Below are 11,859 nucleotides of genomic sequence, written 5' to 3' on the forward strand. Positions count from 1 at the left end.
ATGAGTTAAAGCGTAAAAATTACGATTACTATTAAGGAGGACTCCCTGTTGTTTAAACGTTCTTATTTTAAACTATTTATACCTGCGGTAATGGCGGTGATGATGGCAGCCTGCGCTTCATCTCCGTCAGCTTCACCCTCTCCATCTGCTGCACCACAAGATAAAAGTGTCACCTTATTGTTCAACGTGCAAAGCCCTACTATAGACCCCCATTCAGATGTAAATTACACAGCTGTTCGTGCTGGAGTAAGTGAAACACTGATCAAAGTGAACAAGGATCTTAAGCTGGAAGCTTGGCTTGCAGACAAATGGAACAGCAAGGACGGACAGCACTGGACCTTCAACATCCGATCAGGTGTGAACTTCCACAGCGGTAAAACCGTCAATGCTGCTGCTGTCAAAGCCTCTTTGGAAAGAGCGTTAAAGCTCAATCCATCGGTCAAAAATGCGCTACATATCCGTGATATTCATGCGGATGGACAGATTTTGACCATTACGACAGACAAGCCTTTCCCAGAATTTGTGTCTGAGCTGGTTCATCCGAATACGGCTATTATAGACACCACAGCTACAGGTGACCTCCCATCTGGGACGGGACCGTTCAAGGTTGCCAGCTTCCGTGCTGGAAGTGAACTGAATTTAGATCGCAATGAACAATATTGGAACGGTGAAGTAAAGTTGAAGCATGCCAAATTCATGTTTAACGAAGACGCCAATGCACGTCAGCTTGCTTTTCAAGCCAAAACTGCTGATATTGTGTATCGCCCGCCAATTGAAAGCCTGGAGCTATTGAAAGCTGATTCTACTGTTAAGGTTGACTCACTTCCTAGTTTGCGAACGCATCAACTTATTTACAATATGAACAATAACGATCTGAAAAAGACGGCTGTGCGTAAGGCATTCGATAACCTGATCAACCGTGATGAGATTGCCAGCGGTATTATGTCCGGCCAGGGAACCCCTGCTCAAGGGCCGTTCTTGCCCGACTTTCCATTTTCGCCGGAATATATTACGAAAAAATTTGATTTAAATGCTGCACGAGAAGGCTTCAAGCAAGCTGGATATACAGTGCAGAACGGAAAAGTTGCAACCCCTGACGGCAAGCCGCTTCAACTTACATTACTAACTTACCAGTCGAGAGCGGAACTTCCACTCATTTCCCAGCTGATTCAGGCTAATGCTAAAGAACTTGGCATTACGATTGATATCCGTCAGGTTGATAATATTGACGAATATCTTACCGCTCATCAGGATTGGGATTTAGCGACTTATAGTAGCATTACAGCCCCGCGCGGCGATGCAAGCTATTTTCTAAATGCGGCTTACATGCCTGAAGGAGCACTAAATTATGGGCGTGTGCATGTACCGGAACTCGCGAGTATGATTTCACAGCTGAACACAACCGTGAATGAGGAACAACGCAACAAGCTGGCGCTGAAAGCTGTCACACTGATTGACCAAGAAAATCTGCAATCCTTTCTGGTCCATCCAAACAACGTAGTGGCCTATCGCGATTACGTACATAACTGGGTAACTAGCCAAAGTGAATATTACTTGCTAACCCAGGACCTGGATGTGAACTAGCATGTTCAAATCCATGGCCAAAAAGTTTCTTGAACTAGTTTTGTTCTTTCTTATTCTTTCCTTTGTGAGCTTCTGTCTGCTTAAGCTTGTTCCGGGCGATCCCGTCCGGAGCATTCTCCGAGTCGATGATGTAGCTGTGTCCAATCAGCAAATTACGGATATGCGCAGCCAACTAGGGCTGGACCAACCATTACCTGTGCAATATGGTAAGTGGCTGGTTCAGTTGCTTCAGTTTGATTTTGGACAATCTTATTTAACCCATCGTCCGGTATTCACAGAGTTTATGGAAAAACTGCCTTATACGCTGCTGCTGACCGGAGGCTCTCTGTTCATTTTGCTGCTAATAGCTCTACCCTTGGGAACGATGGCTGCGCTCTACCGTAACCGCTGGATTGACAGCGCCAGTCGTGTGTTTGCCTTAATCGGCTCCTCGATTCCCAGCTTTTGGCTGGGGCTTTTGTTTATCGAATGGTTTGCAGTTAAATTGCGCATTTTGCCGTCTATGGGCGAAGGAACCGCTTTTCATTTGGTACTCCCTTCTCTTACCTTGGGATTAGCAATGGCGGCCGTTTATGTACGAATGATTCGCGCAAGTCTGATTGAAAGCTCGGGGCAAGACTTTATCAAAGCGGCGCAAGCGCGTGGCATCAGCCCCATCCGCATTTTTTTCAGACACATGCTCCGTCACAGTCTAATTCCACTCATTACGGTATTCAGTGAGAGTATAGGTAGCCTACTGGGAGGCACAGTCGTGATTGAAGTGCTATTCGCCTATCCAGGGCTGGGCAAATGGATTGTGGATGCCATTGCTGCAAGGGATTACCCCATTATTCAGGGCTATACCGTATTTATGGCTGTGTTCATTGTATGTATCAATATTTTGGTAGAGCTGTCCTACCGTTGGGTCAATCCTGAAATCGCTTTGAAGGAGAAACGTTTATCATGATAAAATCCGTATATGCGGAAAACAGGCAGCTCACTAAAACGCGATTGTCCAAAACATGGATCGTGTCGCTCTCCATCCTGCTCATTCTTGCAGCAATTACAGTCGTTCCGTTTCTTGCTCCGCAAGATCCATATCGTATCCAGATGGGGAATCGACTACAATCGATCAGCGCTACGCACTGGCTGGGAACGGATCATTTGGGCAGAGATGTACTATCGAGAGTCATAGCTGGACTTCGGACGACTGTCGGAACCAGTTTGTTGATTTTGGCCGTTTCGCTGGTTGTCGGGGTCCCTCTTGGTCTGCTTTCAGGATTTATTGGAGGCTGGATGGATCGTGTATTCAAACGGGTGGTCGATGCCTTCATGACATTACCTGATTATATTTTTGCCATTGTACTGAGCGGTTTGCTCGGACCAGGCTTAGTAAATCTTATTTTCGCGGTGACTGCGGTAAAATGGGTTGGTTATGCACGTCTGGTGCGTAGTAGCGTTCTGGCTGAAAAGCAAAAGGATTACATTTCGTTATCCATACTGGCGGGCACTTCCTCCCTGCGGATTGTCATGCGACATATTCTCCCCCATGCAATAGGGAATGTTCTTGTGCTGGCTACGCTGGATGTCGGCAAAATTATTTTAATGATTGCCTCCCTATCTTTTTTGGGCTTAGGTCCACAGCCACCAATTCCGGAATGGGGTACTATGTTGAATGAAGGACGAGCGTATTTTCAAATGGCTCCCCACCTGATGCTGGTTCCTGGGATAGCTGTCGTGCTAACCGTGCTACTAGCAAACGTATTTGGAGATAAACTACGCGACCGTTATGATGTTAAAACCCGGACAGAGGAGTGAATTGGCACATGCTGACTATTGAAGGCTTAACGATTCGGACCAATGTAAAAACGATTGTAGAGCAACTGGAGCTTGCCGTTCGTCCGGGGGAATGGTGTGCTCTTGCCGGCGAAAGTGGTAGCGGCAAAAGCATGACGGCGTTCGCTATCGGCGGCCTTCTCCCCTCTTCTGTTACAGCGGAAGGTATCATTGTGTGGAAGGACAATAATTTACTAGATCTACCCGCTAAACAAAGGCGCTCTTTGCTTGGCAGTGAAATATCCTACATTTTTCAAGACTACCACGGGGCTTTCACCCCCTTTCTGCGTGTAGGCAGCCAACTGGACGAGCTGATGCGCGCCCATGGCAAGCAAGATCGCAAGGCGCGCAAGCAGCGCTGTATCGAGGTGCTGGAGCGCGTACAGCTTCCCGCCGAGCGTGTGTACCGCAGCTATCCGTTCCAACTCAGCGGCGGTCAATTGCAACGGGTAGCTATTGCGGCTGCACTACTACTGGAGCCGAAGTTACTTATTGCCGACGAGCCCACAACGGCGCTGGATACGCTCACAGCTCATCGGGTGCTGCAGCTCATTGACCAAATCCGGACGGAAACGGGTATTTCCGTCTTGTGGATCACTCACGATCTGCGTCATGTACGCAAGTATGCAGATCGAATCGCAGTGATGCGCGAAGGTTCACTGGTTGAAATAGGTGAAACGCAAGCGGTGCTGAACCATCCGGACCACCCGTATACTCGTCGTCTATTGGCAGCTATTCCGCCGCTGTCTCCGGGCGCTCCAGCACGTTTACCTTACAACAGCACTGAAGAACAGGACGCAATGGAAAGGAGCGCTGCACATGAATAATCAAGCCGCCTGCGCTCAGCGGCAAGACACGTCTAATCCTGTCGTGACCGTCTCCGGTTTGACGAAGGCTTACACTGGAGGCAAAACGGTGCTGCAAAATGTTGCTCTGTCGATCTCCCCTCGAGAATGTCTGGGCATTGTCGGGGAAAGCGGCAGTGGGAAAAGCACACTCGCTCGCTGTATATTGACATTGGACCCATTTGATCAAGGTGAGCTTAGACTAGATGGGCAGTCTATCCGGGGATTAAAGCGGAGCGAGTTAAAACGGATTCGCAGCAGGCTGGGTGCAGTTTTTCAACATCCATCTGCGGCTTTGAACCCCAGACTAACCATCCTGCAATCCCTGCTGGAGCCACTGGACCAGCTTAAGTACTATGTTCCTTCTTTTATGACGGGTATGTCCTCAGAACGTCGGGATATAGCAGAACATTTGCTTGATATGGTAAAGCTTCCAGCCAGCTATCTGGACAAGTTTCCACATCAGCTTAGCGGTGGGGAAAAGCAGCGTGTAACCATCGCACGTGCCATCAGCACAGAGCCGGATTTTATCGTATTGGACGAGCCAACAGCAAGTCTGGATGTGACCACACAAGCCACCGTTTTAAATCTGCTCAAGGATTTGCAGGATGAGCTAGGATTGGCTTATCTGTTTATCTCACATGATCTGGCGGCTGTGCACTTTATGAGTGATCGAATCATGGTCATGAAAGAAGGCAGTGTGCTTGAGCATTTTCCCAAGGAAGCATTATTTCATTCGGATCGCCATCCCTACACACAATCATTACTGGAGGTTTTTTCAACATGTTGCCTTCCCACCGAGCCTATCTTGCTTTAGCTATCCCTTTAATTATTTCGACGATTACAACCCCGCTACTCGGTGCGGTGGATACAGCTGTAATCGGTCATTTGAGCGATTCCGCGTATTTAGGCGGTGTAGCGGTGGGCACTCTTATTTTCAATACTTTATATTGGCTGTTTGGCTTCCTGCGAGTCAGCACATCAGCTTTCACGGCCCAAGCCGCGGGGGCACAAAATAACGACCAGGGCATAGCTGCTCTCATGCGCCCACTGGCCATTGCTTTACTCATTGGTGCGGTATTCATTGTGTTACAAAAGCCCATTCTGTTAGCTTCTCTGCAGCTAATCCATCCAGCTCAGGATGTGGCAGCGCAGGCAGCAATTTATTTTAACATTCGTATCTGGGGAGCCCCTCTTACATTGGTGAACTATGTGCTGCTCGGCTGGCTGATGGGATTATCCCGTGTGAAGGCTACATTATTTTTGCAAATTACAATGAACGTAATCAATATGGTATTAGCTATTGTATTTACACAGATGATGCATTGGAATGTCACTGGTGTAGCAAGCGCTACTCTGATTGCGGAGGCTCTTGCATGTATATTGGGTCTCGTTCTGGTGTTCCGCTCATCGATTTGGAGAGAATGGAAGCAAAGCGGACAGATGAATTGGCGAGGATGGTTTGGAGCTTCAGAGTTGAAAAGTGTCATGGCAACAAACCTTGATCTTATGATCCGTACAGCCTGTCTGCTGACGATGTTTAATCTGTTTACGGCGCGCAGTGCGAGCTTTGGAACCGATCAATTGGCGGCAAACGCTATTTTGTTGCAGATCCATTACATTATGGCTTACTTTTTTGATGGGTTCGCCAACGCCAGTAGCATCATGACAGGTCAGGCTCGGGGTGCCGGGGATCGTAAAATGCTGCAAAGGGTTATTCACTTGTCCTGGTTCTGGACACTGGTGACCAGCGTAGTGACAGGAGGATTGTATTTCGCACTGAAAGAGCCGCTTATCTCACTATTTACGGACAATGCTACAGTGATTAGCCTTACAGGCCCTTATAATGGGTGGCTTGTGGTCTTTCCACTGGCAGCCGGGCTGGGACTGGTATTCTACGGTGTGTTTACGGGGATGACGGTAACGTATCCGATCCGTAATTCGATGCTGATTTCATTGCTCTGCTTTTTGATCGCTCTCTTCTGGTGCGTTCCCCATTATGGGAATCACGGACTTTGGCTATCCTTTATCGTATTTGCACTAGGACGGTCACTGTTTCTTGTAATCTATTTACCTCGCTTGCAGAGGATATAGCAGCACCTGATTTACATCGCTCTCAAAAACAAAGGATGTCCCATCCACCATGTACGTGGTGTTGGGACATCCTTTTATTATTTATTCATACGGCTTTCAGGTTAGGAGTTTGCAGATACCTCTACTCGCCTTGAGGAACGGTCAAGCCTAAACCTTCGGCTACACGGCGTCCGTATTCAGGATCAGCTTTGTAGAAATGTCCGATCTGACGCAGTTTGATTTCATCACTTTCTACGGGCTTCATCGCATTTACGATGTTTCGGACCAGGCGTGCACGCTCTTCTTCACTGAGCAAGCGGTATAGGTCGCCCGGTTGTGTGTAGTGATCATGATGATCGTAGGCTACACTTTGAGCTTCGCCAGACACTTCAAAAGGAGCCATTTTGTGCGCAGGTGATTCTTTGGGTCCACCGAGACTATTAGGCTCGTAATAGACAGATCCTCCGCCATTGCTGTCACTGCGCAATGCACCATCGCGTTGGTAGTTGTGAACTTCCGCATGCGGACGGTTGATCGGCAACGAATTATGATTTGCACCTACACGGTAGCGATGTGCATCGCCGTAGGCAAACAGGCGTCCTTGCAACATTTTATCCGGGGATGCCTCAATACCAGGAACAAATGAACCCGGGGAGAATGTCGCCTGCTCTACCTCAGCAAAATAGTTCTCAGGATTGCGATCCAGCACCATGCGTCCAACCTCGATCAGCGGGTAATCCTTTTGAGACCATACTTTTGTCACATCAAATGGATCAAAGCGATACGTATCTGCATCTTCTACCGGCATAATCTGCACATGAAGTTTCCATGCAGGAAAATCACCTTTTTTGATGGCATTAAACAAATCTTCTGTATGATAATCCGGATTTTCACCAGCAATTTTCGCAGCCAAATCCACATCAAGATTTTGCACACCTTGCTCTGTTTTAAAATGATATTTCACCCATACTGCCTGTCCTTCGGCATTTACCCACTTGAACGTGTGACTACCGAAACCATGCATATGTCTAAGAGTAGCTGGAATACCGCGGTCAGACATTAGAATACTTACCTGATGCAGCGATTCAGGAGATAAGGACCAGAAATCCCAGACCGCATTCGGGTTTTTCAGATGGGTTTGGGGATGGCGTTTTTGCGTATGAATAAAGTCAGGAAATTTAATGGCATCCCGAATAAAAAACACAGGTGTATTATTGCCCACGAGATCATAGTTGCCTTCTTCTGTATAAAACTTCACCGCAAAACCACGCGGGTCGCGTACAGTATCGGACGAGCCCAGCTCACCCGCCACTGTAGAAAAGCGAATAAACATCGGTGTACGCTTGCCCACCTCAGACAAGAAGCTTGCTTTTGTATATGCAGACAAATCATTAGTAACTTCAAAATATCCGTGTGCTCCTGCACCTTTTGCATGAACGACACGTTCCGGCACACGCTCCCGGTTAAAATGTGCCAATTTCTCCAGCAGATGCACATCCTGAATTAGTGCGGGACCCCGCGAGCCTGCTGTGATCGAATTTTGATTATCTCCAACAGGAGCGCCCCAGCTTGTAGTCAGGTTCGTTGGTTGGTTACTCATGATTGAAATCACCTCTTGAATGAATTGGTTGACTATGTGTCTTTCACTATAAATTGTGCACAAACAAAAATCAATACTTTTTTATAATTATTATAATTTAGGATTTAGAATTAGTTTAAAATCATAAATAAAAAAGCAAGCCCTATAAGGCTTGCCGTATATGCACTACTGTATTTATTTACTAATTAGTATGCTTCCATTTTCACGTTCTGTAATGATTCCTTTGATCACTTCTCGAAGTTTTGCCATTGAGGCTTTCAGACAATATTCATATAGAATTCATCATAAAATCATAAAAGCAGCTGCTTGCTATCGAGAAAATCCAAGATATCCTGAACCGACGGGATTACCTCCCGCCCTTCAGTGGATACGATTAGATCCGGTTCCAACGGTGCTTCATAAGGAGCATCAATCCCCGTAAAATGATGAATTTCTCCGGCACGCGCTTTCTTGTACATTCCTTTTGGATCGCGTCGCTCACATTCCTCCAGGCTGCACTGTATATATATCTCATAGCAACCTTCTTGCTTTAAAATCTCCTTTACCATTTCACGATCTTCCCGATAAGGGGAAATGGTGGCGCAAATGGTTAGGACACCCGCATGTGCCATTAGCTTTGCAACTTCAGCAATACGACGAATATTTTCTTTACGGTCAGCGGGTAGGAAACCTAGATTCCGATTTAAACCATGCCGAACATTATCCCCATCCAAAATAAACGTGTGTATGCCTCGTGCATATAACGCTTTTTCAAGTGTGGAGGATACCGTTGATTTTCCCGAACCAGACAGCCCTGTAAACCAAAGCACCGGACTTTTATGGCCATTCAAAAGCTGACGCGCTTGCTTATCAATATCGGACACATGCCAGGTTATATTCGAAGATGGTTCCATTCAGCACCTTCCTTTTTCATGAGATATTATAGTAAACGATTTAATGCACTGCCTTTACTTCAAGAAAGAACATTTTTAAAGCTGTTTAAAGTACGTTGGTCTGCTTTGTGATCCAACACTGCAAAAACAATCCGGTCAAACAGCAAACCATATCCTTCATCTACAATCACTTGCTTGAACCAGAGGGCAACCTCTTCCGGCTTATTGCGGAATACCCCGCAACCATAGGCTCCCAGCACAAGATGTTCTACGCCGTTTTGCTTAGCCATTCCAAGAATGTAACGGATTCGCTCCAGCATCACTTCACCAATCCGATTCACCTGCTCTGGCTCCCGTTCTCGCACCACTCCAGCATTTACAGCAGGTGCGGTCAGGAAATCGACTTGATACGGCTTCTCCAACAATGTTCCCTGATCATCCCGAAATACCGGAACTTCAGGCGAATAAATCATATAATCTGAATAAAAACAGCTCCGCAGCTTCCGATTATGTCCATACATCTCTTCCATTTGTGAAATGCAAGGATACAACGCTGACGAACGAGCCAAGCTTTCCTCTTGAGCCTGGCTGCCTCCGAGAAATCCACCTCCCGGGTTTTTGGCTGATGCAAAATTCAAACACGCCACGTGGGTCAGCTTCTCCTCTACCTGGAGTCTGTATGCCGCCTGTAACGTGCTTTCTCCCGTAACCTCCAATTTTGCAATGATCCTCTGTTCGTCTATGCGGGAAGAAGGCTCCAATATACTTTTTATTCTTTGCTCTGCCTCTTGTTTTACAGTTACCAGCTGAGAAGGTGTATATAACTTCGAGCCTGTGACCGCATTCCCTATGTCATTTGTCATATTTACTTGAGCCTGTTTGTTATTCGTATAATACCCATGTTCCAAAATGGATAGTGTTTCCTGCGCCATACTCGATCGGGCATCTCGGTTGCTCCGAGAATTCATTGTATTTTTCATGATGACCATTCCTCCTTTTGCAATACATCCTCACGTAAATTCGTCAATATTTCTCCTAGCCAGTTCGTGCCACGCCATAGCTTGCGGTTCCGTATACGAGCATCGTTCTCAGCTAAGCCTACACCCCAAATGGTGTCGGTTGGACTAGCCTCAACCAGAGTGGTTCCTTTCGTTTTAAGCAGGTGCTTGAGCAAATTCGGATTTTGTGTAAACTTGGCGTAATTACCGTCATACACAAATTGCCGGCAATTGGCCTCCCACAAGGATTGGTCAAATCCGCGCACACTGCGGCCGCGGGCTTTTTGTTCCCTTGGAGTAGGGGCTTGCATAATTTTCAAGGCCGCCTCTTCATCCCCAAAAAGCTGGGCTTTTTTTAACATCATATATTGCTCGGCACAGTTAAACTCCATTCCATCCACGACAAAATCAGAAGGATACCATTGCGAAAACGGCGAATGACTGCGATAAAAAAACGTAAACTTTTCCATGATGATTCCTCATTTCATATTCCTTATGTTACATAAAACGCGACCGAGGCTTAAATCGGTATAACTTGGATGGACGGTGTCCGGCCGCTTTTCTATACTCATTGGTTTCTTCCACGAGATCAGCTATTTTGCGACGAAAAGCTGCAGCCAACAGCTCCTTACCTAGAATAATTTCATACACCTGCTGAAGCTCACTTAGTGTAAATAGAGCCGGCATCAGGTGAAATGCGATATCTGTGTATTCTATTTTGCTGCGCAGACGCTCTATACCGTACGCAATAATTTTGGCATGATCAAAAGCAATTCCCTGTGACTCCAGCACTTCTCGCTTGATTTCAATGGTTCTTCCCTTAAGAATTTCAGTTATTTTTACTTTGGCTGACAGATGGATGTCCCCATGCTTCAATGTGATGTCAATGTCTTGTTCCCATGTGTAACCTTCCGGCTGATTCGTCCGCGTCTCCTGAGCTACGCTGTAATCCAGCTCAAACCATTGGGCATCAGCGGCATCATCCCCCGCCTGTACCTCCAAGGAATCGTGGTCAACTAAAGCCATGTAAGCGCAACTGATCACCCGCATACGTGGATCACGTGCCACATCTCCCCAAGTATATAGCTGCTCCATATAAATCTGATCCACATTCGTTTCCGTTTTAAGCTCGCGTCGTGCAGCTTCTTCCAGACTTTCATCTATGCCTACAAAACCACCTGGCAACGCCCATTGTCCTATATAGGGATGCTCCCCTCTTTGGATCAAAAGAAGCTGTAGGGTCTTCTCCGGCAGCTTACGGTAATTTTGTTGGAGCTGATCCATTACCGTAAATAGCAGCATATCTACCGTTACGGATGGGCGCTCATATTCACTCGCATCATAAGCGGCCAAAAATTCCTCTTCCGTCAAGCCACTGTAATTATGTTTCAATCCATCTGTCACTTGCGTCACCTACCTGTTCATATATGGGTATTTCATCGCTTTTGAGTCAAAAGTGGCGAATGCTCTATGTAACTTTTAATTTGAATCAATTGATAAAAACAAAATGTTAATATCAATACAATAATATATAAAAACTGCTTCGTCAATAGGGTGTATAGACCTATTTTTAAACGTTTGATAGTACTATTAGACTGTTTACTGAATTTTGCTTGTTGCTTATTGTCATATCATGTATGATGTTTTGGTCAATATAGGAAACACAACATACTAATCACGTAGGGAGAAGATCCAATTGTCTAACCAGTTTAATCCGCAAAACAATCAACAAGGAGCACCATCCAGACCAGCCCCTGTGTACCCGCCTCCAGTCTCATTCAAGGAATGGATGATCAGTTTACTTCTGATGGCTATACCGGTAGTTGGACTTATTATGCTGTTTGTGTGGGCATTTAGCGGCTCGACTAATCCGAGCAAAGCTAATTACGCTAAAGCAGGCCTTCTTTGGGCCGCTATTGTAATCGTGATCTATATCATTATGGCTGTTGCTCTGTTGCCTGCACTCATAAGTTCATTGAATTCAAGCAGCTACTATTGATTCCAAGTACATAGCAAAACAACCTTCCGATAAATCAATCTGATACATCAGAAGGTCTTTAAACTAAACTGCC

General features: G+C 46.2%; 12 protein-coding genes. 7 read left to right on the plus strand and 5 right to left on the minus strand.

The window, feature by feature from the left end; all coding sequences use genetic code 11:
- Positions 1-48 precede the first annotated feature (48 nt).
- The 6 genes from nikA to MHH57_RS12920 are packed head-to-tail and all read left to right on the plus strand — an operon-like array spanning position 49 to position 6,338.
- Complete coding sequence (gene nikA / locus MHH57_RS12895; protein ID WP_081317590.1) at positions 49-1,584, plus strand: nickel ABC transporter substrate-binding protein; 1,536 nt, start codon at positions 49-51, stop codon at positions 1,582-1,584.
- 1 nt (position 1,585) lies between these two features.
- Positions 1,586-2,530, plus strand: coding sequence for a nickel ABC transporter permease (gene nikB / locus MHH57_RS12900; protein ID WP_342434184.1), 945 nt, complete (start codon positions 1,586-1,588; stop codon positions 2,528-2,530).
- Complete coding sequence (gene nikC, locus MHH57_RS12905; protein ID WP_342434185.1) at positions 2,527-3,381, plus strand: nickel transporter permease; 855 nt, start codon at positions 2,527-2,529, stop codon at positions 3,379-3,381. Before nikB ends, nikC begins: the two co-directional genes overlap by 4 nt.
- A gap of 8 nt (positions 3,382-3,389) precedes the next feature.
- Positions 3,390-4,226, plus strand: coding sequence for an ABC transporter ATP-binding protein (locus MHH57_RS12910; protein WP_342434186.1), 837 nt, complete (start codon positions 3,390-3,392; stop codon positions 4,224-4,226).
- A complete protein-coding gene (locus tag MHH57_RS12915) occupies positions 4,219-5,061 on the plus strand; it encodes a dipeptide/oligopeptide/nickel ABC transporter ATP-binding protein (protein WP_069011811.1) in 843 nt (280 codons plus the stop codon). Before MHH57_RS12910 ends, MHH57_RS12915 begins: the two co-directional genes overlap by 8 nt.
- Complete coding sequence (locus tag MHH57_RS12920) at positions 5,028-6,338, plus strand: MATE family efflux transporter (protein WP_165146524.1); 1,311 nt, start codon at positions 5,028-5,030, stop codon at positions 6,336-6,338. Before MHH57_RS12915 ends, MHH57_RS12920 begins: the two co-directional genes overlap by 34 nt.
- A 121-nt stretch (positions 6,339-6,459) precedes the next feature.
- Here the strand turns inward: MHH57_RS12920 and katA are convergent, their stop codons facing one another.
- From katA to MHH57_RS12945, 5 genes are all read right to left on the minus strand, one after another.
- Positions 6,460-7,917, minus strand: a complete 1,458-nt coding sequence (gene katA, locus MHH57_RS12925) for a catalase KatA (RefSeq protein WP_029515135.1) — start codon at positions 7,915-7,917, stop codon at positions 6,460-6,462.
- Between the two features lie 290 nt (positions 7,918-8,207).
- Positions 8,208-8,810 (minus strand): adenylyl-sulfate kinase, encoded by a 603-nt coding sequence (gene cysC / locus MHH57_RS12930; protein ID WP_165146527.1) that lies wholly within the window; start codon positions 8,808-8,810, stop codon positions 8,208-8,210.
- A 59-nt stretch (positions 8,811-8,869) separates the two neighbouring features.
- Positions 8,870-9,769, minus strand: coding sequence for a TIGR02452 family protein (locus MHH57_RS12935; protein ID WP_318627329.1), 900 nt, complete (start codon positions 9,767-9,769; stop codon positions 8,870-8,872).
- Positions 9,766-10,257, minus strand: coding sequence for an NADAR family protein (locus MHH57_RS12940; RefSeq protein WP_039273133.1), 492 nt, complete (start codon positions 10,255-10,257; stop codon positions 9,766-9,768). Before MHH57_RS12940 ends, MHH57_RS12935 begins: the two co-directional genes overlap by 4 nt.
- A gap of 28 nt (positions 10,258-10,285) precedes the next feature.
- Positions 10,286-11,191 (minus strand): NUDIX domain-containing protein, encoded by a 906-nt coding sequence (locus MHH57_RS12945; protein ID WP_029515141.1) that lies wholly within the window; start codon positions 11,189-11,191, stop codon positions 10,286-10,288.
- Between the two features lie 292 nt (positions 11,192-11,483).
- On the opposite strand from MHH57_RS12945, the gene MHH57_RS12950 reads away from it, so the two are divergent.
- Positions 11,484-11,786 (plus strand): hypothetical protein, encoded by a 303-nt coding sequence (locus tag MHH57_RS12950; protein ID WP_069011801.1) that lies wholly within the window; start codon positions 11,484-11,486, stop codon positions 11,784-11,786.
- Positions 11,787-11,859 lie beyond the last annotated feature (73 nt).

This window comes from Paenibacillus sp. FSL H7-0442 (genome assembly GCF_038593105.1).
Classification (GTDB): domain Bacteria; phylum Bacillota; class Bacilli; order Paenibacillales; family Paenibacillaceae; genus Paenibacillus; species Paenibacillus polymyxa_D.